Here is a 24,825-nt window from a genome sequence, read left to right on the forward strand (position 1 = left end):
GCGCTTAAAGAAATGAGAAAACTAGAAAGCGAGTAAGCATGGCGAAAACATTATTCTTGTGGCAGGCAGATGCGCTTGATGCACGCGATCATCGGTTTCGTGCCAGTGTTCGCGATTTGCCTAAGCAGATTGATTTGCGGCCTGATTGTCCGCCGGTGTTTGATCAAGGTGAGCGTATTGGCAGTTGCACTGCAAACGCGGTTTGTCATGCCTTTCTCTATAACTTAAATCGGCAGGCACGATTGGCTGGGCAGGCTATACCTAAATATCATCCTTCTCGACTTTTTCTCCATTACAACGCACGCGCATTGGCGGGCACGCAGCACGAAAACCGCGGAGCGCAGATTCGTGATGCCATGAAGAGTATCGCTAAGCATGGTTTATGCCGTGAGCAAAGTTGGCCGTATCGAGCGCATCGCTATGCCGATCCGCCACCAGCAGTTGCGTATCAACAAGCATTGAATTTTCAAAGCATTGAATACCAACGCTTGCAGCAAGATTTGCTTGAGTTGAAACACTGTTTGGCAGAAGGTTTTCCATTTGTATTGGGGATGACTGTGTATAGCGCGTTCACAAGTGCGGCGGTGCAAGCGCGAGGCGTATTGTCCTTGCCAAAAAAAGACGAAGAGAAAATCGGCGGCCACGCGGTGCTTGCGGTTGCCTATAACGATAAGACAGAGCGATTTCTGCTGATGAATTCTTGGGGGCCGACATGGGGGCAACGTGGCTACTTCAGCGTACCGTATGAATATCTACTGCAAGAAAAATTAGCGCGCGATTTTTGGACTTTGCGTGCAGTTGAGGAGGGGGCTTGAAGCTGATGGAAAATGACGGAAATAAGTGAGCAAGATAAGCTAGGTTCAAATAAAAAGACACCTTATCTATCTCGCAATCAAGGCACATTTTTGCGCCCGCAAATGACAATATTCATCCAGTGCCATGATTGTATTAGACAGATAAGGTGTGGTGAAGAAACCCTTTGTGCTTTAAATATCTGAAAGTTTTTTCCTATAGTTGTTGCTTTCATTTTGTTGAAGTTTGATTGCAGACCGAAGACCCATTCTCACAATTCACGATTCTTGCTAGCTGCATTGTTATTCGTATTGCTAAATCCAGAAATGGCAAACACGGAAATATCAAGTGCTGCCAATACATAGCAACCGCAGGCAGAAACATCTTGTAGAAAACTTGGCGACATTCGAGCAAGTACATCCGTCACGCACCATCCGTACGTGAGCAGATCTAACAGAAGCAATATAGAAAACAGTTTTGAATAGCCTTCGCTGATTCAAACACGGCCTTCCGCAGTGCTTCAATTGAGATCGACAGGCCGGTATCCGGGCTTGCAAGTTTTGTTACATCGCCTTCCCAGTTATTCAAACCAGTGGCGTGGATGATGTAACCACACTTACTTACCGTTGCGGAGGCAGCAGTGGCTTAGCGATGATGTTTCTATCGTGACCACTTTCCCGTTTAACGCGATTCAAGATAATGAAGCGCGCACCTGTTATATAAAAGTGTAACATAGACATTTTATTGCCTTATGGAAATTCAAGTCCAGCTGTTGTTTTTTTGAATGCCTTAGAGATGTCTGCGTTAGCAATGTAGTTGCGATACGTAGTTTTATAAAGCAACCGAGATTGACATGATGCTTTGTTCAATACCAAGCAAAACCGCGCTACAGCGTAGCTTGGTAGGAGAGAACGATTTCAACGCACAAGCTACCATTGACTAGATTGCTACCAACTATTTTTCCTTAGTGGCTACGCATGATTTGTCTGGCAATCGCTAAGCCTAAGCCATGCTCTTGGAACTGCTGTGATTTACTGGTGCGACAATAAAGGGCCAAAAAGACACTCTCTAATTCTTCTTCAGGTGCGCCTGAGCCTCGATCCATGATCTTGGTTGAGACCTGTTGGTAAACAGCGTCATTAGCTAACTCAATAGTGATATCGCTTTGTTGCGGATTGTATTTGAACGCGCCATGTAAAATATTTTCTATCGCACGAGCTAGTAAATCTAGGTGCTCTTTTACAATGGTCGATGAAGGCAATCGATTTAAAGGTGAAATATTGCTTTGTTGTAGACTCGCTTCAAGGCTTGCGTCAGTCAGCAACTCTTTAAATAGCTTGTGCCCCCCCCGGTATCTTTTTTTTTGGGCACCAATATTGCTACTGCCAGTACGTCCACCGTCACTTCAATAGGCACCCGCTTCCAATCTAGCAAACGGTAGTGATTCACCAATCAGCATATCCATGCGTCTACATTCTCTTTTTATTTTTTCCAAGTAAAGCGTGGAGCGATCTGGTTGTTGATATGCAAGTTTCACAGATGTAGGTGCGCAAAAGATGAACGTAATTCGTGTGAAACGTCATGCAGTAATTTGGTTTGGCGTTCCATCATGGAGCTGATTTGTTGCGACGTAAACTCGAAGTCCCGGCCTAAGTCGCTGAGCTCGTCATTGCGAGGATCACTTTGAAACCGAGGTGATAAATCACCTTCAGATGCGGCTGCAAAGGCGAGACGTAAGGCCACACATTGACGTGCAAAATGCCAAACCAATAGCGCAGCGAAAAGTAAGCTGGCAACGATAGTCACAATGATAAAACGATAGCGGTTATAGAAAAATCGTGTGGTAATCTTTTCCTTTGAGGGTGGAGGGCGCTAGTCGTGTTGGCGCGATGTCATTGTCTCTGCTATTCATCCGTGGAGGTTTAGATGAAAATTCTCTTAATGTTCTGGAAGAGAACAATGAAGGTTGCCATCTAGCGGAGAACCTAATGGTTCTCTCAAATTTGGTAGAAATAGCAGAAACAGCTGTTGTGGAATGATTTATACGAAACGTACCGAGTTGCTTGCCGGGTCCTGTTTTACTATTTCGCGTACTTGATCCAGTGTTGTCTGAGCTACTTTACGGTGAAGAACTTGGTTTCCTCGCACATCCGATGCATATACCTGATGGCGTTGCATACTCCGAAATAATTCCGCAGCGCTTGTACACCACCATATTGAATGACTGCGGCCGCGCCACTGATCGCATCTTCTACACGCGGTCCTGACGCAAGACTAGCGAGTCGCTTACTTTTAAATTTCGCCGAGCTCTAGCAGGCTTTAGCAACTATTGCATCGAGTAGCGGTGCAGGTAACAGCAACACGCAACTGAGCGATTTTGCAAACATTGACGAGTAACTTTTCGACTGAAAATCAATGCGGCAATGTGATCAACATTGTTGCATAAGCTTGCCTAAATGCTGAGTTGTTTAGTGGTGCTGAGCGGCGATCGAGAATATATAAATTTAGGAGGGAAAAGATGAATGCTCATGCTCAGGGATTGATTCAAGATTTAGAATCTATTCCTAAGCTTAGAGCGGATAGCCGTTCGAGTTTGCGGTGGTTAGCATCGGGCGCCGCAAGTTTGCTGATGTCGGGTTGTGGCGGTGCAGGTAACACGACAATGACCACTAACGCAAACTCGGCTACAAGTTCAGACACCGGTACCAGCTCCGGAACCAGCACGCGCTCTTGCATAATCATCCCCGAGGAAGCAGCGAGCCCCAATCCGGGTGATGGCACTAATTCCAACGGGCGCAATATAGTCAATTTGCTGACTATGAGTGGTAAAGTCAGGCAGGATATCCGTAGCATAATTAACGACGCTAGTGGGACTGCCTCGGGTACTCCTTTTACAATTAAGTTGACCTTCAATGACGCGAAAACAGTTGCGCACTTGCTAATGGCTTTGCCGTGCATTTGTGGCACTGTGACCGTGATGAAAATTATTCTTTGTATTCAAGTGGCGTTATGAATCAAAACTAGTTACGCGGAGTACAAGAAACGAATGCCCCTGGAGATGTAAGATTTACTACGATTTCCCCTGCTTGTTACACTAGACCTATTCCGCATGTGCATTTCGAGGTATTTCGTGTTTGGCAAAGAGTACAAGTGTGTTGAATCGTATCAAGACTTCACAATTTACTTTTTCTATATGTAGTTTGAATGAGGTATATATCTATAGCGGATATGGCGCCGGTGCGCGTAATTTAGCGCAAATTGGCTATCCCACAGATAATGTGTTTAGTGATGGTACAGCTCTGCAAATGAGTCGAGTCACAGGTAATTTGAAAGAGGGTTACGTCGCTACTTTAAATTTGAATGTTAGTAGTTAGATTGAGCGATTACAGCAGTTCTATACTTGGTAGTTTCAAGAAACTGGTTTCGCGAATGGTGGCGACAAAATCTTTCAGATAGCTTTTGTCGCTCATTTCAGGCAGAGAGGCCGCGTATAGGCTGCCGATTAATCCCGCCTTGGTAATGCGTTTTGCGAGTACATAGTCGCGGTTTACATAATTCTGTGCAGCCCACATCGGTAAGGTTGCAATGCCACGTTTACTGGCGACCAATTGCATCATGGCCACCGTCAATTCTGTCGTGCGGCGACCAGCACTGTTGACGCCTGCGGGCAGCAATACTTGTCTGACGATATCTAGCATCTCATCTGGTACCGGGTAGGTGATTAAAGTATCGCTCGCAAAGTCTTGCGCTAGTAAATAATCGCGCTCTGCTAGCGCGTGGTCTTTTGCAATCAGTGCGATGATCTCAAAGCGGAATAGCGGATGGTAATTGACCTTTTCGCTGATGTCAGTCTCAGACACGATTGCGATATCCGCACGGTGTTCATACAGTAAGCCAACCGGATCAGCTTGAAACCCTGACACGATATCCAGCTCAACTTCCGGCCAACGAGTGCGAAATACATCCATCGCTGGCATCAACCAATCAAAGCAAGTATGGCATTCCACCGCGATGCGTAATTGCCCTGCGACTCCTTGCGCTTGCCGCGCTAGATCACGTTCAGCAGCTGCTACTTGTGGCAACACTGTGTTTGCTAATTGCAGCAAGCGTTCCCCCGCCGCAGTGAAGCGTATCGGCGTGGTCTTGCGTTCAAACAGTGGGCTACCGTAGTGCTCCTCTAAGAGTTTGATTTGATGCGATAACGCCGATTGCGTTAAGTTTAATAAACTTGCGGCGCGCAGCAAATTACCTGCCTCTTGCAGCGCTTGCAAAGTTTTTAAATGGCGAATTTCTAAAATAGAGATCATGGCAGCGTACAGATTTGATATGTGCTGTAGTTATTTAATTCCCTTTTTCGCTTCGCAGAGGAAGAGGGATTACGTTTTAGCGAATGTAGTACTTCAGCTTAATTATGAAAAATTTTCAAGTTAAATATAAAAATTCATCGTTTGAATCATAATGGATTTGCTCTCATCATAGCGAAATACTTAGTCACTAGTACTCAGTACCTTAGTTCAGCACTGAAATTTAGCACTTAAACCCAGCACCGAATACTTAAAATTTTAAACAGCAGGAGCATATGATGAGCATCGCCCATATTTTAGGATTTCCGCGCATAGGCGCACAACGAGAGTTGAAATTTGCCCAAGAAGCTTTTTGGCGTGGCGAAATAAATGAGGCGACTCTGCGTGATGTCGGAAGTGATTTGCGCGCGCGGCATTGGGCATTGCAACAGGAAGCGGGCTTGGATTTTGTGACGGTTGGAGATTTTGCTTGGTATGACCAAGTGCTGAGTACGCTCAGTTTATTTGGTGCCTTACCTATCCGTTATGGTTTTGACGGTCAGCACACGAGCTTAGAAAATTATTTCACCGCCGCCCGCGGCAATGCACAACATGTAGCGATGGAAATGACCAAATGGTTCGACACCAATTATCATTATTTAGTCCCTGAATGGACAGCCGATACCGAGTTTCAGCTGCAGAAAAATAATGCATTACTAGAAGAAGTTCGGCAAGCACAGCAACTTGGTCATCGAGTCAAAGTCAGTTTGCTTGGCCCTTTGAGTTTGTTGTATCTAGGTAAGGTGAAATCAGGTTTAAATTCTTCTTTGGACTTATTGCATAAGATACTTCCGGCCTATCAAAACTTGTTGAGCGCTTTACAAGAAATCGGTGTGGAGTGGGTGCAAATCGATGAGCCTATTCTGGTTGTAGACTTGAGTCCAGAATGGTTGCGAGCGTTTCAACCTAGTTATCAGTTACTGAGTGCGAAGGCGCCGAAATTATTGTTGACTACTTATTTTGATGCGGTCGCCGAGCATGCGGATTTACTACATCGTTTGCCAGTTGATGGTGTGCATATTGATGTAGTGCGAGCACCGCAACAGCTGGACGCATTGCTGAAGGATTGGCCACAAGGGCGGGTTCTGTCTTTGGGGGTGATTGATGGTCGTAATATTTGGCGCGCTGATTTATCGACACTTCTTCAACGATATCTTCCAGTTCATGCCCAGTTGCAGGCTAAGCGAGCGCCCTTGTGGTTGGCCGCCAGTTGTTCTCTATTGCATGTACCCGTTGATTTAGATGTGGAAAATAAACTCGATCCAGAATTACGTTCATGGCTGGCATTCGCCGTACAAAAACTAACGGAAATTGTTAGTTTAAAACACGCCTTGGATGGGCGCCTAGAAACGGTACAAGCGCAATTCACACTGGCCGATGCTGCGCTACAAAGTCGCCGCGTTTCCAAACGGATCCATATCGATGCTGTGCAGAAGCGATTAACCCAAGTTCAGCACAGCGATGCAGAGAGAAAGTCACCTTTCGCACAGCGTATCATCGCGCAACAACAGCGATTTGATTTGCCATTATTTCCTACAACTACGATAGGTTCATTTCCTCAAACTACAACCATCCGTCAAGCACGTGCTGCCTATAAGCGTGGTGGTCTCAAACATTTGGAATACCTAGAAGCGATGCGTGCCGAGATTGCGCACGTCGTCGCGGCACAAGAAAAAATCGGTCTCGATGTTTTGGTACACGGTGAAGCTGAACGCAATGACATGGTGGAATATTTTGGTGAGCAATTATGGGGTTATGGCTTCACTCAATTTGGTTGGGTACAAAGTTATGGTTCGCGCTGTGTAAAACCACCATTTATATACGGTGATGTTTGTCGACCCGAAGCGATGACGGTGACCTGGAGCGCTTATGCACAAAGCCTCACACAGAAGCCTATGAAGGGTATGTTAACTGGGCCGATCACGATGTTGCAATGGTCATTCGTACGCGATGATCAGCCACGCTCAACCACAGCGCTACAAATTGCTTTGGCCTTACGCGATGAAGTGGCTGATTTAGAAAAAGCGGGAATCGGTATGATACAAATTGATGAACCAGCATTTCGTGAAGGGCTACCTTTGAAGCAAAAAGATTGGACTGCGTATCTAGAAAATGCCGTGTACGCATTCAAATTGTGCTCTGCCGTAGTCAGTGATGAGACGCAAATTCATACCCATATGTGCTATGCCGAGTTTAATGACATTTTGCCGTGGATTGCGGCGATGGATGCGGATGTCATCAGCATAGAAACGTCGCGCTCCGCAATGGAATTATTAGAGGGCTTTAGCGACTTCGCTTACCCAAATCACATTGGCCCTGGCGTCTACGATATTCATTCACCGCGCGTTGCAAAGATGAGTGAGATGCAAACCTTACTGCAAAAGGCGCGCCAACTATTACCCGATCAAAGTATATGGGTAAATCCTGATTGTGGTTTGAAAACACGTGCTTGGCCAGAAGCCTTGGCAGCACTAGAGCACATGGTACAAGCTGCAAAGTTGTTGCGTGCTAGTTGTGAAGAATTAGAAGAAGACCCACATCAAAATTGTTGTTGATGGCAGAGAAAGCCTCAGCCCTGCAATCCTTCAACTACATGTTTCTTCGGCGAGCGGTTTTAACTGCGACTACATGATGCAAACTTTGTAGAAGAGCATAAACCTGCGCCGTAAGACCTTTGATGGATCGATGGCACAGGTTTCACTCTGATTAGTATTTGATGTTTGAATGAAGAACTTCTATTTTTTCGCTTGCAAGTCTTTCGCTACTTTTTCTACATCTGCCATCACGCGCAAGAGATTGCCACTCCAGAGTTTGCCGATTTGTTCTTCGGTGTAACCACGACGTACTAATTCTAGTGTGACGTTAAAGGTTTCTCCAGCATGATTCCAGCCATCGATGCCGCCACCACCGTCGAAGTCAGAGGAGATGCCGACGTGATCGAGACCAATTTTCTTCACAGCGTAGTCGATGTGATTGACCAAATCTTGTACGTTTGCACGTGTCGGCGGTGGGAACTTCGCATCGACATCACTCAAACGTTTCAGTAGAGCTTGACGTTGCTCTTCACTGATGCCGCCAACCGGACCGCGGCGAATGCCAACCACCGAGACATTGCCTGGTACATTAAATTCACTCAGCACTTGTTTCAATGCAGCACGACGTTCGGCTGAGTCTGTCTTCAAGTAACTACTAAAGCCAACGATTTGGATCACACCATTATTCGCTTTCAGTGCGAGCAACTGTTCATCATCCATATTGCGACTGACATCGCATAAAGCGCGCACAGATGAGTGTGATGCGATAATCGGCGCTTTGGTGATCGCCAAGGTTTGCATCATTGATTCTTTAGATGGATGTGATACATCGACCATGATGCCCCACTTGTTCATCTCAGCAATAACTTCTTTGCCCAGTGGTGATAAGCCGTTCCACATCCAGCCGATTGCTTCACCTGTGTTGGAGTCAGACAGTTGGCTGTGACCTTGATGCGCCAACGACATGTAGCGAGCGCCACGATCATAGAATTGTTTAACGCGTTTGACGGCAAATTTTTCATCGCCTAACGGATAAGCATTTTCAACACCGATCAAGGCAACTTTTTTACCTTTTGCATAGATACGTTTGACATCCGCAACGCTACGCGCAAACTCAATTTGATTTGGCGCTAACACCGTGGTCATACGATGGATGCCTTCAAACATATTAATTGCGCTGTCATAGGCGCGCTTGTAGCCGGCAGGTTCAAACGCATCCGCTTCGGTAGATTGGCCGGTGTACACGATGAAGAATGCAGCGTCCAAGCCGCCACTGATCATCTTAGGCAGCGTCACTTGGTTTTCTAAATCTTGTGAGTAATTGCGAGAAAAAGCAAAGTTATTGATGTCGATGTCGGCATGAGTGTCTAAAGTAAGGACGCGCTTATGAATCCCTTTTGCTTTTTCTATCAAGGCTTGTTCCGCTGATACTTTGGCTGCAGGAGGCGTCGCATGGCTGCTGGAGGTAAAAACTGCGCCAGCGCATAAAGCGCTAATGATCAGAGCAATCGGCAATTGATGGCGTTTTTTGAGTCTCATAATTTTCCTTATCGTTACATCGCGGTTAGCTGGTTAAGTAGGGTGGCTTATCGATCTTGCTCGATGATCCATTTTAATTTGTATTGCTAACAAATCGCTGATGCGATCTTATGCATTAGCGTAATCGGTTAAATAGGCAGATTCTGCCATCATCAACGAAGGTGGATAGACTAGTGAACTCTGTTATTGGTTCCCAAGTTCGCACTTGCTATCCAAAATTGCTACTTGTAATCGCCAATTGTTGTTTGCAATGAATTAAGCGGTTGTCTCGGTGCTGACTTTATCCCAATCATTCTCGTCGTCATAGTTGCACATCCAATTTACCGCTTGATGCCATTCTTTAACCATGATCGCATCGATATTGCCTGGACTAGGTTTGTGGTTGAGTTGCGCATGGCGCACAGCCCAATGCAGACGATACAATAGATCTGCCCAATCCATGATCACATCTTTGCGTCTGCGTTTGATTGGTAATTTGAACTGCAAGTCGCTGATCTGAGTTGCTGCTGTATCGAGCGATGTGCTTGCTGTGACTTCTGTAATTGCTGGAAAAAAACTGAGAATCTTATCGCTCGCAATTGGCTTGTGGCCTAAATCAATTTTTTCTAACAAACCTGCGCACCAAGCAAGAAAGTGGAAAGCATGTAATCGATCACGAAACTGTTGTAGGCGCTGATCCTTCGGCTCAGGATTGCACGCATAATCTTGTAAAAAAACAGATTCTTCTTTTGATAATGTATGCAGCAAATTATTGGAATCGAGATAGTCACGCAATTGAGAAAATTGACCATGAATCGCTGCTTGGCTGACCGCCCAAAGGCCAATTAAGCGTTGTTCTAGCGCAGATTCGCTACGCAATGAGACTTCTTCATCCGCTTCGATTACATGCAGTTGTACATTGATGCGGATACCACGTTTGTGCAATTGTAATTCCGAGGCTTCTTTGCGTAGTTCTGGCGTCATAGTGGAGCGAGTAAAAACTGATTAAGCCACGATTATGACACCGACATACCTATGCTCCAAGCTTGAGCCGCATGATAGACTGCTAGCTTCTCGATTCTTGTTGATCAAAATAATATGAATGTCGTTATTCTGGCTGCCGGCATGGGCAAACGCATGCAATCTACTCTCCCCAAAGTGCTACACCCAATTGCGGGTAAGCCGATGTTGCAACACGTGATTGATACGGCAAGGCAGTTGAGTGTCGATCAAGCCGCTAAGATTTGTGTGATCTATGGACATGGCGGTGAACAAGTGCCAACGCTTGTCGCGGCAGACGATATTTGCTTTGCAAAACAAGAGCCACAATTAGGAACAGGGCACGCAGTCGCGCAGGCAATTCCCCATTTGGATGATGCCGTTCCCACTTTGATTTTGTATGGTGATGTACCACTAACGCGTGCCAGTAGTCTGCAAGCATTAGTGCAGGCAGCGGGCAACGATAAGCTCGCGATTTTGACTGCGCAAATGAGCGACCCGACAGGACTTGGCCGCATCATTCGTGAAGATGGAAAGATTCGTCGTATCGTTGAGCAAAAAGATGCCAATGCGGAAGAGCGTGCAGTGACGGAAATCAATACCGGCATCATGATTGCGCCTACGGTAGCGCTCAAGCAGTGGTTGGCAAAACTGTCGAATCACAATGCACAAGGCGAGTATTACTTAACCGATATCGTCGCCAGTGCGGTAGCCGATGGTGTTGAGGTCACCTCTGCACAACCAGCGGCGATCTGGGAAACCATGGGTGTCAATAGTAAAGTGCAGTTGGCAGAACTAGAACGTTTGCATCAAAAAAATATCGCGCAACAATTGTTGGAGCAAGGCGTGACTTTGCTCGACCCTGCCAGAATTGATGTACGCGGTAGCTTAATCTGCGGTCGCGATGTGACGATCGATGTGGGTTGTGTGTTTGAGGGGCATGTTGAATTAGCCGATGGCGTAAAGATCGCAGCAAATTGCGTGATTAAGAATGCAAAGATTGGTGAAAATGCAGAGATCAAAGCCTTTTGTCATATTGAAAGCGCGACCGTTGGTGCGAAAGGCCAGATCGGACCTTATGCCCGTTTGCGACCCGGCGCAGAATTGGCAGAAGATGTGCATATCGGAAATTTTGTCGAAGTAAAAAATAGCCAAATCGCTGCCCACAGCAAAGCCAATCATCTGGCCTATATCGGTGATGCCACCGTTGGTAGTCGAGTGAATATTGGCGCAGGTACGATCACTTGTAATTATGATGGTGTGAATAAATTCCGCACGATCATTGAAGATGACGCCTTCATCGGCAGTGATAGCCAATTAATTGCACCTGTTCGAGTTGGCAAGGGCGCGACTTTGGGCGCAGGAACAACTTTATCGAAAGATGCACCAGAAGGAAAACTCACCGTGTCACGTGCCAAGCAAGTAACGATTGATGCTTGGCAGCGCCCAGTCAAAATAAAAAAGTAGCCTCAGAAATACAATAGAACGCGCAAGAACAACTAAGGAAGAATGCAAAGAAGAATCTGGAGTAGAAAAAGCAGTATTCCTGCAAACCTCATCTTTGCATCGCGTTGTATATGTGTGGGATTTAAACTGAATGGCAGTCATCAAAACTGCCGTGCTAGAAACAAAACAGGGGGAAGAATTTCCCCCTAGACAGACGCCTTTCAAATACCCCGGAATAATGGGGAAGATGCATGTTTGCATGTTTGAAAAAGGCGTCTATTTTTTTACTACTCACCAGCGATCCAACCTGGGTTTCTACTCAGCCGGTGATAAAACTGATACTGCTTGATTTACATTGCAACCAACAAACTTATCTGACTACTTTTCTACTACCATTTTTTAAAACTAATCTACCGCATTCAACTAATTCATTCACTAAGTCATTCCAGTGACAATTCACTGTTCGCAACGATGATTAGTTAGATGAATTGTCGATCAAGTAAGTAGAGAATGCAGCTACGATTACGACCATTGTTGCTACCAGTTGGATTTCTACGAATACGTTCAACATGATTATTTCCTTTGTAAGTGATTAAATTTATCGCTTCTTTGCATTCGGTTTGTTTGCATTGTTGCGACAGGCAGAATCATAGCAAGGCGATAAATATAAATATAATTTTGATTAGAAATGTCACCCATTCATATTTTGTATATCTTGTCATCGTCAAGAAATATTTAATGATTTTCTTGGCGGCGATGAATAAATTGTCGCCATATTGCAACTATTTTTTATGCGTCAAACAGAAAAATTAAATTTTTAAATGTATAAAAAACTCTTTTTGTGGCATTTATTGAAATTTATTGAGGCTGTTTCGCTCGCGAAGCTTGGAGTGTTTAAGCTAAATCAGTCGAAAAATGCAGTGACATTGATCTAGCGCATATCTCGATTCTGTGAAGATGATCGCGCTATAGAAGAGTAGCGCGAGTGCAACAAATATAGGTTTGATCAGAAAAGTTGATGGCGTCGATTTAGCACATGCTCGGCTGGGATTGATAATACCAATTTGGTTTTGATCGCCGTTGTTGCCAGCCCGATTGATCGACGAATGCGAAAGAATCGTATTAATTGTATAAATGATTTGTGCTAATTTTGTGTGAAGCGAAAAGTGCCGCAGCCTAGGCACTAGTCAATTTGCTAGTGGGTTTTACTTACGAGCTAAGTAGAAAATTAAATGGACAGCAAATGCCGCGCGCATGCTTACTAGCAAAGTAATGCTCAGATTAATGCTTAGAATTAGGCGATCGTCATTTGAGTTTCGAACTTGCTGCGATTGATTGAAAAAAAACTGCGCACATTGCGTACATTCGATTGGCTGGCGAATAGTCGATGCGCAAGTGCATGATAGGCCGCCATATCTGCTACCTGAATAATCACCACAAAATCGGGGCCTGGTGAGACCCGATAACATTGCTGTACAGCGCTTTCTGTCGCCATCATGTTCTCGAAAGCGGTTTGATGTTCGCTGGCTTGATGATCTAGCGTGATCTCGACAATCGCGGTTAAGCCTAAGCCTAGTTTTTCTGGTGCCAGAATCGCGACTTGCTTGGCAATTATTCCTTCCTTTCTTAAGCGATTCACTCGGCGCAGGCAGGTTGGTGGAGATGCGTGCACACGTTCCGCTAGTTCTTGATTGCTTAGTGAGGCATCTAGCTGTAAAACTTGCAGTATGCGTTTATCCAGTTCGTCTAAACTTGTCATGATGATTGAGGATAATTTTTCTTGGTAATAAATGGAGTGAGCTAGTTAGTGTGAAATGAGGTGAATTTTAATTTCATAATGTAGTTATTTGTGAATTTTAAAGTCATTCATGATTGTTGATGCTCGATTTAAACATTTATTGATAAATATTGAAAGAAAATTTCAATCCGTCTGGTTTAGGATGCTGAGTATTCAGTCAGTTTGACTTAATCTTTCAGCAGAGGTCTCTATGTGTGGCATCGTCGGCGCGGTAGCACAACGCAATATCACTCCTATCTTGTTAGAAGGCCTCAAGCGCCTCGAATACCGCGGCTATGATTCTTGCGGTGTCGCCTTGCATGTCGATGGCAAATTGCAGCGCTCACGCAGCACTTCGCGCGTCGCAGAGTTGCAAGCGCAGGTAGAGCAAACTGGCCTCGCAGGTTTTACTGGCATTGCCCACACACGCTGGGCAACCCACGGCGCACCATCTTCTGCTAATGCGCACCCGCATTTTTCTCGCAATGGCGACAATGCGCGCATCGCCTTGGTTCACAACGGTATTATTGAAAACCACGAAGAGCTACGTGCCGAACTGGTGCAAGCAGGCTATGTATTTGAAAGCCAAACCGATACTGAGGTCATTGCCCATTTAGTTGATCACTTATACAGCGGCGATTTATTCGACACGGTACAACAAGCAGTGAAGCGTTTAACCGGCGCGTACGCAATTGCCGTGTTCTGCCGTGATGAGCCACATCGCGTGGTCGGTGCGCGTCAAGGTTCACCACTGATCGTCGGCATTGGCAAAGGTGAGAATTTCTTAGCTTCTGATGCAATGGCTTTAGCTGGCACCACCGATCAAATTATTTATTTAGAAGAAGGCGATGTCGTCGATCTGCAATTGCAACGCGTGTGGATCTCGGATGTGAACGGCAAACAAGTTGAACGTGAAGTCCGTACAGTTCACGCTCATACGGGCGCAGCAGAATTAGGCCCATATCGCCACTACATGCAAAAAGAAATCTTCGAACAAGCACGCGCATTAGGCGATACCTTAGAAGGCATCACCAATATCATGCCCGAGCTATTTGGTGACAAAGCTTATCGCGTATTCAAAGAGATTGACAATGTTTTAATTCTCGCTTGCGGCACTAGTTACTACGCAGGCATGACTGCAAAGTACTGGATAGAATCCATCGCCAAAATTCCGGTCAATGTGGAGATCGCCAGCGAATACCGCTATCGCGACAGCGTGCCAAATCCTAAGAGTCTAGTCGTCACGATTTCACAGAGCGGCGAAACCGCCGACACACTTGCCGCCCTCAAACACGCACGCGAACTAGGCATGCTGCACAGCCTGACGATTTGTAATGTCTCGACCAGCGCTATGGTGCGCGAATGCGAGCTGGCCTATATCACCCGTGCGGGTGTCGAAGTCGGCGTCGCTTCTACCAAAGCCTTCACCACACAACTCGCCGCCTTATTCTTGTTGGCGCTCACGCTAGCGCAAAGCAAAGATCGTTTATGTGAAGCTCAAGAACAAGATCACATCAAAGCATTACGCCATTTGCCGGTCGCAATCACCGCCGTTCTCGCGCTAGAACCGCAAATCATCGCGTGGGCCGACGAATTCGCACGCAAAGAAAACGCACTGTTCTTAGGCCGCGGTTTGCACTACCCAATCGCACTCGAAGGTGCACTAAAACTCAAAGAAATTTCTTATATCCACGCAGAAGCCTACCCAGCAGGTGAACTTAAACACGGCCCACTCGCACTCGTCACCAAAGAGATGCCGGTAGTCACAGTCGCACCAAATGACACGCTAATCGAAAAGCTCAAATCCAACATGCAAGAAGTTAGAGCACGCGGCGGCGAACTCTACGTCTTCGCCGACGCCGATTCCCGCATCACCCCAAGCGAAGGCGTACACGTGATTCGCTTACCAGAACACTACGGTATGTTGTCCCCGATTTTGCATACGGTGCCTTTGCAATTACTCGCGTATCACACGGCCTTGGCTAGGGGGACGGATGTTGATAAACCTAGAAATTTAGCCAAGAGCGTGACAGTTGAATAGCCTTGCTTGGTATGTGCTTGCAATTTGTCGCGGCATAAAAAAGTTTGACACAAGATAAAAAAGTTTGACACATCATAAAAAAGTTTGACACAGCTAGCATCTGATGAATTTTATGAATTCGCTCAGTGTTGTTCATAGTATTGAACCTTTATGTATGTGTTGCTGTTTTTGATTATGCCAAGGTACTAGCTCATATGGTGAGCTAGTGTAACGTTAACATTGATAGATATTCGTAAATGTCATACTCCACACCTTAATAATGACATTTAAAGACGCATTGCCTGGAAATGAAAAAATGGTTCTGTTCTTAGATTTTGACGGAGTGCTTCACCCGGAGCCTTGTTACGAAAAGGATAGGCTTTTTTGTTGCCTGCCGCGACTCGAAAATTCGCTAATAGATTTTCCATTTGTGGATATTGTTTTTAGCAGTACGTGGAGAGAAACACTTACTCTTCCTGAGCTGCGGGCGTTATTTTCTCCTAGTTTTGCAGGACGAATTATTGGTGTTACGCCAAGCTGGGAAGATCATCAAGATTTACTGGAGAATATCGGCTATCAGCGGCAGGCAGAAATTGAAGCATGGTTGCGGGTTTCAGGAGAGCCGTGGCGCCCATGGGTCGCCATCGATGACAAGCCTTACTTGTTTAAACCATTTCTTCCGAACTTGATAGGGTATGCACTCAAAGTGATCAGACCGCACCGCGGTAATTTCGAAAAATCTCGACAACTGATGTGCTGAAGTACTCATTAAATTTTTGAAATTCAAAAAAGGGCATTCCATGAGAGCCCAAATTTCGCTAAATATTTTTTCAATCGATCTGCGTCATTTGGTTTTTCTTTTGCGCTTCGCGATGCGGCATATAATTTTCTTCCTGCATCGGAAATGGATTTTGAACGTTTGCATACATCCAAAACCGCTGTAAGTTGCATGGCATCGAATAAGTCGAGATTTTCCAATTCCTGCGGTGCTAGTACTTTGCTTAAATCGACACGGTTGCTAATGTCATCGTGTTCGTAGTGTTGCCAGAGTTTTTTTAGGCGCACAATTTCGTCTGAAACAACGGTATCGGTCACACGACCAGAATCGGCAAGTGTGGCCATGCGTGTGATAGAAGCCGATAGATCGCGAAAGTTTCCCTTCCATATCGCTTCACGTGATGTCGCAAAGCGCATGAAATGTTCACGCGCTTCTTTATTAAATCTCACCATTTGCCCTTGTTCAGCGCTAAATTGCGCCAATAAATAATCGATGTTGGGTTCGATATCTTCTAAGCGTTCTACTAGGCTTGGTAATTCGTAGCTCCATAAATTAATTCGAGCATATAAATCTTCACGAAACCGTCCTTCTATAACTTCTTTCGATAAATCACGATTGGTGCCAGCAATAAGCTGAAAATCACTTTGTACTTCATGGTCGCTGCCGACCGGTAGGAATCGTTTTTCCTCGATTGCCATCAGGAGCATCGCTTGTTCATCGAGCCCTAATTCACCGATTTCATCTAAAAATAATAGCCCCTTATTGGCGGCGCGCAAGAGTCCAGGACGGTCGGAAGCTGCGCCAGTAAAGGCGCCTTTGGTATGGCCAAACAGTGTAGATGCAGCGCCATCGCCGTGCATTGTCGCACAGTTAATTTCTACAAATTTCCCTTGTAGTTTGTGACGCGTCTTTTTCAATTCAAAGACGCGTTTGGCAAGAAATGATTTGCCCGCACCAGTTGGTCCCATCAATAACATCGGTGCTTTGGATTTAATGGCGACGCGTTCGATCTCATCAATCATGCTATTGAAGCGAGCGTTGCGGGTTGAGATTCCCGACTTTAGAAAAGCAACCCTCTCCTCTTGTTCGCGAGAGAAGCGCTGTGCGATCTGATCATATTTCGACAGATCCAAATCAATTAGTGTGTAGCTACCCGGGTCGCCGATTACCTGGCGGCGCGATGGTGACGTTTGTAATAGTCTGCCGGGGAAGTAAAACGCTTCCGTCAGTAGGTACATACAAATTTGGACGACATGGGTACCAGTCGTGATATGGATCCAGTACTCTTCATTCTCTGTGTCGAAATGAAAACTCCTAGCGAAATCAAACAAACAACCATATACCTCTTCGAAGTCCCAAGGGTCGGTAATCGGTAAATGGCTCACCTTGATTGTAGTCTCTGGAGAAACGGCGTTGATGTCTTTGCTTACCTGCTCGACTAAGGCTTCATGCTTTCCGCTATAAAGCAATTCCAATCGGTCAACCATCATTTCTTCATGCTGCATTAAAGCGACCGTTGGTCGCCATTTTTCCCATCGTCCACTTCCTTTGCCGCTATCGAGTTGGGTGCCAACAAAGCCAATCACGACGATTTTCTTTGATTTCATTTTGGATAAATTTTTATAAAAAAAGATAATTTATCACTAAATATGTATTTTGCAAAGCGCAAGCAAAGACGCGTGGTCGCGATCTATATCTTTATAAATCAAAGAGTTACTAACTTCGAAGGACTGAGGAGACATTTCTGGCACGCTCATTGCAATACATAGTTCAAGAAGCTAGCAACTGCGCTGAAAAACAAACTCACTAAACACATTAAATAGATGGAAATGAAAATGGCTAATTCCCAATTGTTCCAAAGTATCAAAGGTAGGTTTCTACCAAACGCCAACACCAATAATTTTGCTGGTGCACCGGCTTATGCGCTAAGCAAGCAGCAGCAATTGGCGCAATATGCTGCAACTGGTTGTCTGAATGCGACTTACTACGCTAGTGCGGAAGCGCAACTGGAAACCGTGATGCAGTTATGTGCTGAATTAGATGCGCAATTTATCGCGCAAACGGCGGTGTATTGCCGCGAACGAGGTTATATGAAGGATATGCCTGCATTGTTGGTGGCAGCGTTGGCAATGAAAACGGCTCCTGAACTATCTCGTACATTTAAGCGCGTGATGAATAACGGGAAGATGTTGCGTAACTTTGTGCAAATCATTCGTTCAGGTGCGACCGGACGCAAATCAATGGGTAGTCGTCCTAAAAAATTGGTGCAGGCTTGGTTGAATTCGGCAACAGAAAAAGAATTGTTAGCCGCGAGCGTAGGGAATAAACCATCATTGGCTGACGTGGTGAAGATGGTTCACCCTAAACCGACGGAAGCATGGCGCGAGGCATTTTTCGCTTGGTTAATTGGAAAACCTTATAACGTTGCGGCCTTACCTCCGTTAGTAACGGCATTCGAAGCGTACAAGCAAGATCGCACACAAGCACTACCAGAGGTACCTTTTCAGATGCTGACTGCATTAGAGTTGAACGACACAGCTTGGGCAAAAATTGCCTTACAAGGTGGATGGCAAATGCTAAGGATGAATTTGAATACATTTGCGCGGCAAGGTGTATTTGCCTTGCCAGGTATGACAGAAGCCATCGCGGCGAAACTAAAAGATGCCGATGCGATTGCGAAGAGCAAAGTATTCCCGTATCAGCTAATGGCGGCTTATTTGGCGTGCTCCAATGAAGTGCCAGCTGAAATTCGTGAGGCATTGCAGGACGCACTGGAAATTGCGTTAATGAACATCCCTGAAATAGCTGGCAAGGTGGTGGTTTGCCCCGATGTTTCTGGTTCGATGCAATCTGCAGTGACGGGTAATCGTGGTTCAGCTTCATCGAAGGTGCGTTGTATCGATGTGGCCGCATTGATTGCTGCTGCAGTCTTAAGAAAAAATAGTGACGCAACGCTGATTCCATTTGAAGTGGACGTGGTGGATTGTCGTTTAAATCCTCGCGACACTGTGATGACCAATGCGCAGAAGTTAGCGTCAATTGGCGGCGGTGGAACCAATTGTAGCGCACCGCTAGCGCAAATGAACAAAACGAAGACCAATGCCGATCTCGTCATCTATGTCTCCGATAACGAGTCATGGATAGACACCACGAGCCGCGGTGCAACAGCGACATTGCGTGAATGGGAAATTTTTAAGCAACGCAATCCAGCAGCAAAATTGGTTTGCATTAACGTGACGCCTGGTAAAACATCGCAAGTCGTAGAGCGTGAAGACATCTTAAATATCGGTGGATTTTCGGACGATGTTTTTAAGATTATCGCAGCGTTTGCAGCAGGTCAGATAAATGCCATGTTTTGGGTGAACGAAATTAAGACTATCAATATTTGATCCTGTCACTTGCGTGTGTCAGGATCAAAGGAGATTAAAATGAGTTGGTTAATTAGCGTTAGAAGTGCAAGTTTTGAGCAAAGTGTGAATGCTGGTGTGATTACATCCCTGAATTGTTCGATCACATCAACCCCTTGTCACACTATTGCTCAATTAGATGTCGTGCCAAGAGGAAGCGGCAGAAAGGTAGTGAAGAAATCCTATTCGCAAGCCGAACAGATATGGCAAGATGTTTTGAAGGATCTGGTAGGCTGTTAATTTAAGTTTTGCACGAATGCTGGAAAGATTACATTTGGAAGTAGGCATCCTTTTTCGGAAGGCTGCTCAGAGGTTCGAATCCTCATTCTTTCCAACCCTTGTCGTGCTGTTGTTTATGTTTTCGGCGAATGCTGAAAGAAACTACATTTGTCCCTGGTTCGAGCCCAGGAAGTGCAAGCAATTGCCCTTTAGCTCAGTTGGTAGAGTCATGAGAAACGTTTCTTTTATTTTTGTCGCCACCGTTTTGAAGAATGCAGATGAAATTACATGGTAGAGCGCCGAAATTGATTTCGGAGTCCCTGGTTCAAATCCAGGTTGGTGAAAACCAATAGCTTAGACGATATTTCATCGCCACTTGTCATCCCCTAATTTTTAAGAATGAGAATAATATGAAACACGAAGAATACGATGTAATGAATGTAGAAGGTGGAAGCCACGTAAAGATGTGGACTAAGGGTGTTCCGGTTGAAGATGAGGCAAAAAAGCAATTGGCCAATACGGCGAAAATGCCTTTCATTTACAAGCATATTGCGGTGATGCCGGACGTGCATTTGGGTAAAGGGTCAACCATTGGTAGTGTTATCCCGACCTTGGGTGCAATTATTCCAGCTGCCGTTGGTGTTGATATCGGATGTGGAATGATGGCTGCTAAAACCACATTGACCGCGAATGACTTGCCAGATAATCTCGGCCCCTTAAGAAGCGCAATTGAACGCGCTATTCCGCACGGAATGTCACCGAAAACAAGAGGATTTAAAGGACGTGATAAGGGCTCTTGGGAGACACCGCCAACACCAGTTGATGCTGCATGGTTGCAGTTAAAAGACGAGTTCGATGTAGTGTGCCTTAAGACCCCGAAGTTGAAGAACACCAATAACTACCGCCATTTGGGAACATTGGGGTCGGGGAATCATTTTGTTGAGGTTTGTCTAGATGAACTAAACTTTGTTTGGTTTATGTTGCACTCGGGATCGAGGGGTGTGGGAAATGCAATCGGTACGCATTTCATCGAAATGGCGAAGCAAGATATGCGTACGCATTTTATTAATTTGCCTGATCAGGATTTGGCTTATTTGCCAGAAGGTACAAAGCATTACGATGATTATGTGGAAGCGGTTTCGTGGGCTCAGAAATTTGCGCGTATGAATCGCGAAGTGATGATGCAAAACTTAGTTGCCGCTGTACGAACCATCATCACAAAACCGTTTCAGACCCATGTAGAAGCGGTGAATTGTCATCATAATTATGTACAGAAAGAACATCACTTCGGTAAGGATGTCTTAATCACGCGCAAAGGTGCGGTATCAGCGAAAGCGGGTGAACTTGGGATTATTCCCGGATCAATGGGAGCCAAGAGTTTTATCGTTCGCGGTAAAGGAAATGCTGATAGCTTCCATAGCTGTAGTCATGGTGCGGGGCGTACTATGAGTCGTACCCAAGCTAAGAAGCAGTTCACGATTGCGGATCAGGTCAAAGCGACCGAAGGCGTGGAGTGCCGTAAAGATGCCGACGTGATTGATGAAATTCCTATGGCATATAAAGATATCGATGCCGTGATGGTGGCACAACGCGATTTGGTTGAGGTAGTGCATACATTGAAGCAGATCGTTTGTGTTAAAGGTTAAGCTTATTCCCAGGGCATGCAGAGCCTTGGAAATAAGGTAGGAAAAATTTTAGATAAGAAGAAAAATGACAGAAAGAAAAATGATAGAAATTGATGGCGCTTCAGGTGAAGGTGGTGGACAGATTTTACGAACTTCCCTGACACTTTCCATGATTACTGGTCAACCATTTCGGATGATTAATATCAGGGCGAATCGACCTAAGCCTGGATTGATGCGTCAACATCTAGTGGCTGTGCAAGCTGCGGCACAAATCTGCAACGGTGAGATCGCCTCAGCAGCGGTCGGTGCGCAAACACTGGAATTTATACCTGGAAAAATTAGCGGCGGCGACTATCAATTTGCGATAGGAACAGCGGGTAGTTGCACTTTGGTATTGCAAACATTAATACCGGCCTTGCTGTTTGCGGACAGACCATCAACGATTCATATTACAGGCGGGACACACAATATGATGGCGCCTCCTGCCCACTTTTTGCAACGGTCTTATGGCCGCGTGTTGGCCGATATGGGAGCAACATTAGACATTGAATTGATACGATTCGGATTCTATCCAGCGGGTGGTGGCGAAATTAGCGTACGTATAATGCCATGCGAAAAACTTAATGCCATCGAACTAATGGAGCCAGGTGAACGTATCACAGGATACGCCGAAAGCTTCATTGCAGGCATTCCTGTCAGCGTCGCCAATCGTGAATTGGAAAGCATAGGAACAGGAATGGGTTGGAGTGAGTCGCAGCTATTCGTGCGTGGTCTCTCCAATGATCAAGGACCAGGCAATGCTTTACTGATTTCGTTTGAACAGCAAAATGTGATCAACGTATTCAGCGAATTTGGAGAAAAAGCAGTGCGATCTGAAACAGTTGCGAGAAATCTACTGGCGCAGGTGCGCCGTTTCATTATTTCCGGCGCCTCAGTTAGCGAACATTTAGCGGACCAGATTATGTTGCCGTTTGCTTTGGCAGGTGGTGGTCGTTTTACGACAAATACCGTGAGCCAGCATGCGAAGACAAATGCAGAAGTCATTGCGCAGTTTTTACCGGTTGATATTTCCTTTGAGAAAAGGGATTCGTATTACGTTTGTAGTGTTCAAAATAAAATCTAGCTTACTAGGTTAATTTATACAAAAATAGGACGACTCCCGTTGATATAGAACTTTATTTTTTTCCGACACGGTATTCACTTGCAGGTGTTTCAGATGTCTCTGTCATCTTCATTTCATCACATGCGTGCCGTCTCCATATAGATCGACAGCAGGATCTATATTCTCAGGTGCATGGAGTATCATAGGTCCTCTGGAGCATGCTTGCCGCGTTAAGTATTGGGTCAATCCTTCTGTTTGTACTGCAGGTGGAATTGATGCATTCATTTCCCCTAGTATTTCCTCGGTCGCCTGAACGATCCATTCGACCGTGCGATATTTCGGAGAAACGATCTGAATGTTCTGCGAATCTGTTTGATCGAAAAATCCATGTTGCAGTTTATGTCTGACATAAGAAAGCGCTGTAATTCCAGGGATGGTACGTTTTTCCAAGTAAGCCTGTTTCCCTTCTTCGTCATATCGGATCACGTTATCGGGAAATTCGTACCCTTCATCTTCAAGTAAGGCTTCGCAAACAATATTCGCCAATAAAGGGCGCGCATCTTCGTGCCCCACCTCAAAGAGTAGAATTTTCTTGAGCTTTTTCATTTCCTTTTGTTGTTCGGTGTCTGTCTTTTGTATTGCAATACGCGGGAAATATTCACGAATGAACTGATTGGAAGACTTCATCAGTTCATCTCTACTCACGTTGGGATGCGCACGTAAAAAACGATCATCCATATCCATCATTTTCCACGCATGATTTAGATCGTGAATGAGGAACTCGAGTGGAGACTGCCAAAATTCATCCACATAAACTGGCTCGGTTGATACACCGATAAAGTAGACAGGTGTTCCCCGAATTTTCATTAAATCTGTCGCGGAAATATTGTCAAAAGTGGGAATGACAATAACATCAGGTATCCGCCGCATGAGTTCTTCATAACGATACCAATACTTTTTTTGAAAATGGGTGCTGAGGTCTTTTTCTGTGCGGCATGCAACATCAAAAAAGCCTACTGCTTCGAAGAGAATACGTACGGTCGGGACATAGGGGCACATTGCGCCATTTTGTATCGTTATATGGTGTAACTTGTGTGAAATCTGGTCGCGCATGGAAGAAAGCGCTGGATTCTTTTGGCATTTTTCTTCGATGGCTGGAATCGTCATCTGCCCACGAAAGTACTCAACGACGGGCAAGAGTTCTAAGATGGGCGTATCTAAGCTGTCGCCATTCTTTCGAAAACGCGCGCGTATTTCTTCGTACATGTCCACGGGATTGTTTGCCCATGCTCTAATCCACTCGTGATGGGATATCCCTTGGGTTTTAGTGAAATTCTTGGCAATCAATGCAGCCGCGATTTGTTTGTGGTGACCGAAAGCAAAGGAACCCTCCTTGGCATTGGGCGTCGTAATGACACTTTCTGGTAGCCACCTTCCTTCCACCCCTTCGGGGTTAACAATTTCAACAAGGAAACCGATCGTGTCGACAATATGGCGAGGATCAGATGGCCCCGCAATTTCTCTTAGGTGATCGCGATAGGCGTAAGAAATTGTCCTATCCATGTAGATGCGCGCTTCTTTTCCAGCTTCGCTTCTCACGAAATAGTATTTGCGCTCTTCGACTTCACCAATACCGTATTCGGCAGATCCTGCACCGAGTACCTTGCTACCGGTGACGCGCAGTGCCGCAAATAGATTGCCTGGAATGCCGAGTTCATTTTGCTCATCATCATCCCGCATCAGGCCACCCGGAAGTGCCATTCCTAGGGGGAAAGTACTTCGATCTAGCGTCAAAATTTGTCGACCATGTTCCCCGTCTCGAATCACTAGCACGTCGACTGTCTTACGGATCATGACACCGTCTTCAATCCGTTGTTTTGCTTCGCCCTTTAGCGCTTGGTTGGACAATAAGGCGCTTATGACCACAGCCTGACTATCGACATTGAGGTAGTGGCTGATCGATTCTTGTATTCCCAACTTACGCGCAGGATCGCGCAGACGATGGAACCAATAAATCATGTATAAGAGTGATTCGGCATACAGGTTTGCCGGATAATTTTGTGTGTCTAAGGTGATCGCATACTGGTCGAGTATGCTCAAAACATTACCTGCAACGTGATCGACCTGCATGCTTGAAAACAAGGAAGAAAGTTCATTGTTGTTAGATACTCCTTTGACTGATACTGGCGAATTGAATGTCATCATGTTTTCCTGAACGGTTTTTCTTAAGCCAGCTGAATTGCCTTAAGTCACTCCATTGCAAAT

Annotated in this window: 21 protein-coding genes and 1 riboswitch; of the genes, 12 read left to right on the forward strand and 9 right to left on the reverse strand. The window is 45.5% G+C overall.

What is annotated here, in order from left to right; all coding sequences use genetic code 11:
• Positions 1-38 precede the first annotated feature (38 nt).
• Entirely contained in the window at positions 39-815 is a 777-nt protein-coding gene (locus IE103_RS15400) for a C1 family peptidase (protein WP_189347031.1), read from the forward strand.
• Between the two features lie 248 nt (positions 816-1,063).
• Here IE103_RS15400 and IE103_RS15405 read toward each other — a convergent pair whose 3' ends face one another.
• The 3 genes from IE103_RS15405 to IE103_RS15415 all read right to left on the reverse strand — a co-directional run bounded on the left by IE103_RS15405 (position 1,064) and on the right by IE103_RS15415 (position 2,598).
• Complete coding sequence (locus tag IE103_RS15405) at positions 1,064-1,219, reverse strand: hypothetical protein (protein ID WP_189347032.1); 156 nt, start codon at positions 1,217-1,219, stop codon at positions 1,064-1,066.
• 92 nt (positions 1,220-1,311) lie between these two features.
• A riboswitch (cobalamin riboswitch) is annotated at positions 1,312-1,523 on the reverse strand.
• A gap of 233 nt (positions 1,524-1,756) precedes the next feature.
• Entirely contained in the window at positions 1,757-2,116 is a 360-nt protein-coding gene (locus tag IE103_RS15410; protein ID WP_189347033.1) for a sensor histidine kinase, read from the reverse strand.
• A gap of 209 nt (positions 2,117-2,325) precedes the next feature.
• Positions 2,326-2,598 carry a hypothetical protein gene (locus IE103_RS15415; RefSeq protein WP_189347034.1) on the reverse strand — a complete coding sequence of 91 codons (273 nt, stop codon included), beginning with the start codon at positions 2,596-2,598 and terminating at the stop codon, positions 2,326-2,328.
• A gap of 257 nt (positions 2,599-2,855) precedes the next feature.
• Between IE103_RS15415 and IE103_RS15420 the strand changes: the two genes are divergently transcribed.
• From IE103_RS15420 to IE103_RS18495, 3 genes are all read left to right on the forward strand, one after another.
• Positions 2,856-3,059, forward strand: coding sequence for a hypothetical protein (locus IE103_RS15420; RefSeq protein WP_189347035.1), 204 nt, complete (start codon positions 2,856-2,858; stop codon positions 3,057-3,059).
• 251 nt (positions 3,060-3,310) lie between these two features.
• Complete coding sequence (locus IE103_RS18490) at positions 3,311-3,805, forward strand: hypothetical protein (RefSeq protein ID WP_229827319.1); 495 nt, start codon at positions 3,311-3,313, stop codon at positions 3,803-3,805.
• Positions 3,806-3,944: 139 nt separating this feature from the next.
• Positions 3,945-4,166, forward strand: coding sequence for a peptidase associated/transthyretin-like domain-containing protein (locus tag IE103_RS18495; protein ID WP_229827320.1), 222 nt, complete (start codon positions 3,945-3,947; stop codon positions 4,164-4,166).
• A 9-nt stretch (positions 4,167-4,175) separates the two neighbouring features.
• Here IE103_RS18495 and IE103_RS15430 read toward each other — a convergent pair whose 3' ends face one another.
• Positions 4,176-5,099 carry a LysR family transcriptional regulator gene (locus tag IE103_RS15430; protein ID WP_189347036.1) on the reverse strand — a complete coding sequence of 308 codons (924 nt, stop codon included), beginning with the start codon at positions 5,097-5,099 and terminating at the stop codon, positions 4,176-4,178.
• Positions 5,100-5,374: 275 nt separating this feature from the next.
• Between IE103_RS15430 and metE the strand changes: the two genes are divergently transcribed.
• Positions 5,375-7,690: a 5-methyltetrahydropteroyltriglutamate--homocysteine S-methyltransferase gene (gene metE / locus IE103_RS15435; protein ID WP_189347188.1), complete on the forward strand. Its 2,316-nt coding sequence runs from the start codon at positions 5,375-5,377 to the stop codon at positions 7,688-7,690.
• A gap of 180 nt (positions 7,691-7,870) precedes the next feature.
• Here the strand turns inward: metE and IE103_RS15440 are convergent, their stop codons facing one another.
• Positions 7,871-9,208, reverse strand: coding sequence for a dipeptidase (locus IE103_RS15440; protein ID WP_189347037.1), 1,338 nt, complete (start codon positions 9,206-9,208; stop codon positions 7,871-7,873).
• Positions 9,209-9,463: 255 nt separating this feature from the next.
• Entirely contained in the window at positions 9,464-10,171 is a 708-nt protein-coding gene (locus IE103_RS15445; RefSeq protein ID WP_189347038.1) for a DUF4272 domain-containing protein, read from the reverse strand.
• Between the two features lie 114 nt (positions 10,172-10,285).
• On the opposite strand from IE103_RS15445, the gene glmU reads away from it, so the two are divergent.
• The gene (gene glmU, locus IE103_RS15450; protein WP_189347039.1) at positions 10,286-11,653 is read left to right on the forward strand and encodes a bifunctional UDP-N-acetylglucosamine diphosphorylase/glucosamine-1-phosphate N-acetyltransferase GlmU; all 1,368 of its coding nucleotides are present in this window, start codon (positions 10,286-10,288) and stop codon (positions 11,651-11,653) included.
• Between the two features lie 1,273 nt (positions 11,654-12,926).
• Here glmU and IE103_RS15455 read toward each other — a convergent pair.
• Complete coding sequence (locus tag IE103_RS15455; protein ID WP_189347040.1) at positions 12,927-13,391, reverse strand: Lrp/AsnC family transcriptional regulator; 465 nt, start codon at positions 13,389-13,391, stop codon at positions 12,927-12,929.
• Positions 13,392-13,620: 229 nt separating this feature from the next.
• On the opposite strand from IE103_RS15455, the gene glmS reads away from it, so the two are divergent.
• Both glmS and IE103_RS15465 read left to right on the forward strand, forming a co-directional pair.
• Positions 13,621-15,450: a glutamine--fructose-6-phosphate transaminase (isomerizing) gene (gene glmS, locus IE103_RS15460; protein WP_189347041.1), complete on the forward strand. Its 1,830-nt coding sequence runs from the start codon at positions 13,621-13,623 to the stop codon at positions 15,448-15,450.
• A 259-nt stretch (positions 15,451-15,709) separates the two neighbouring features.
• A complete protein-coding gene (locus tag IE103_RS15465) occupies positions 15,710-16,189 on the forward strand; it encodes an HAD domain-containing protein (protein ID WP_189347042.1) in 480 nt (159 codons plus the stop codon).
• Between the two features lie 23 nt (positions 16,190-16,212).
• On the opposite strand, the gene rtcR is transcribed toward IE103_RS15465, so the two are convergent.
• Entirely contained in the window at positions 16,213-17,814 is a 1,602-nt protein-coding gene (gene rtcR, locus IE103_RS15470; RefSeq protein ID WP_189347043.1) for an RNA repair transcriptional activator RtcR, read from the reverse strand.
• A gap of 228 nt (positions 17,815-18,042) precedes the next feature.
• Here rtcR and IE103_RS15475 point away from each other — a divergent pair, with 228 nt between their 5' ends.
• The 4 genes from IE103_RS15475 (at position 18,043) to rtcA (ending at position 22,581) form a co-directional block, all read left to right on the forward strand.
• Complete coding sequence (locus tag IE103_RS15475; protein WP_189347044.1) at positions 18,043-19,596, forward strand: vWA domain-containing protein; 1,554 nt, start codon at positions 18,043-18,045, stop codon at positions 19,594-19,596.
• A 39-nt stretch (positions 19,597-19,635) separates the two neighbouring features.
• Positions 19,636-19,854, forward strand: a complete 219-nt coding sequence (locus tag IE103_RS15480) for a hypothetical protein (RefSeq protein WP_189347045.1) — start codon at positions 19,636-19,638, stop codon at positions 19,852-19,854.
• 389 nt (positions 19,855-20,243) lie between these two features.
• Positions 20,244-21,479 carry an RtcB family protein gene (locus IE103_RS15485; protein ID WP_189347046.1) on the forward strand — a complete coding sequence of 412 codons (1,236 nt, stop codon included), beginning with the start codon at positions 20,244-20,246 and terminating at the stop codon, positions 21,477-21,479.
• Between the two features lie 64 nt (positions 21,480-21,543).
• Positions 21,544-22,581: an RNA 3'-terminal phosphate cyclase gene (gene rtcA / locus IE103_RS15490; protein ID WP_229827321.1), complete on the forward strand. Its 1,038-nt coding sequence runs from the start codon at positions 21,544-21,546 to the stop codon at positions 22,579-22,581.
• A 108-nt stretch (positions 22,582-22,689) separates the two neighbouring features.
• Here the strand turns inward: rtcA and IE103_RS15495 are convergent, their stop codons facing one another.
• Positions 22,690-24,765, reverse strand: coding sequence for a hypothetical protein (locus IE103_RS15495; RefSeq protein WP_189347047.1), 2,076 nt, complete (start codon positions 24,763-24,765; stop codon positions 22,690-22,692).
• Between the last annotated feature and the right edge of the window lie 60 nt (positions 24,766-24,825).

Source organism: Affinundibacterium macrobrachii (assembly GCF_014652415.1).
GTDB classification, from domain to species: Bacteria; Pseudomonadota; Gammaproteobacteria; order Burkholderiales; family Burkholderiaceae_D; genus Undibacterium; species Undibacterium macrobrachii.

Coding starts and splice junctions, on each gene's coding strand:
- IE103_RS15400 (WP_189347031.1), top strand. CDS start 39: ATGGCGAAAACATTATTCTTGTGGCAGGCAGATGCGCTTGATGCACGC.
- rtcR (WP_189347043.1), bottom strand. CDS start 17,814: ATGAAATCAAAGAAAATCGTCGTGATTGGCTTTGTTGGCACCCAACTC.
- glmS (WP_189347041.1), top strand. CDS start 13,621: ATGTGTGGCATCGTCGGCGCGGTAGCACAACGCAATATCACTCCTATC.
- IE103_RS15430 (WP_189347036.1), bottom strand. CDS start 5,099: ATGATCTCTATTTTAGAAATTCGCCATTTAAAAACTTTGCAAGCGCTG.
- IE103_RS15485 (WP_189347046.1), top strand. CDS start 20,244: ATGAAACACGAAGAATACGATGTAATGAATGTAGAAGGTGGAAGCCAC.
- IE103_RS15495 (WP_189347047.1), bottom strand. CDS start 24,765: ATGATGACATTCAATTCGCCAGTATCAGTCAAAGGAGTATCTAACAAC.
- IE103_RS15475 (WP_189347044.1), top strand. CDS start 18,043: ATGGCTAATTCCCAATTGTTCCAAAGTATCAAAGGTAGGTTTCTACCA.
- glmU (WP_189347039.1), top strand. CDS start 10,286: ATGAATGTCGTTATTCTGGCTGCCGGCATGGGCAAACGCATGCAATCT.
- IE103_RS15445 (WP_189347038.1), bottom strand. CDS start 10,171: ATGACGCCAGAACTACGCAAAGAAGCCTCGGAATTACAATTGCACAAA.
- IE103_RS15455 (WP_189347040.1), bottom strand. CDS start 13,391: ATGACAAGTTTAGACGAACTGGATAAACGCATACTGCAAGTTTTACAG.
- IE103_RS15465 (WP_189347042.1), top strand. CDS start 15,710: ATGACATTTAAAGACGCATTGCCTGGAAATGAAAAAATGGTTCTGTTC.
- IE103_RS15440 (WP_189347037.1), bottom strand. CDS start 9,208: ATGAGACTCAAAAAACGCCATCAATTGCCGATTGCTCTGATCATTAGC.
- IE103_RS15480 (WP_189347045.1), top strand. CDS start 19,636: ATGAGTTGGTTAATTAGCGTTAGAAGTGCAAGTTTTGAGCAAAGTGTG.
- rtcA (WP_229827321.1), top strand. CDS start 21,544: ATGACAGAAAGAAAAATGATAGAAATTGATGGCGCTTCAGGTGAAGGT.
- IE103_RS18490 (WP_229827319.1), top strand. CDS start 3,311: ATGAATGCTCATGCTCAGGGATTGATTCAAGATTTAGAATCTATTCCT.
- metE (WP_189347188.1), top strand. CDS start 5,375: ATGAGCATCGCCCATATTTTAGGATTTCCGCGCATAGGCGCACAACGA.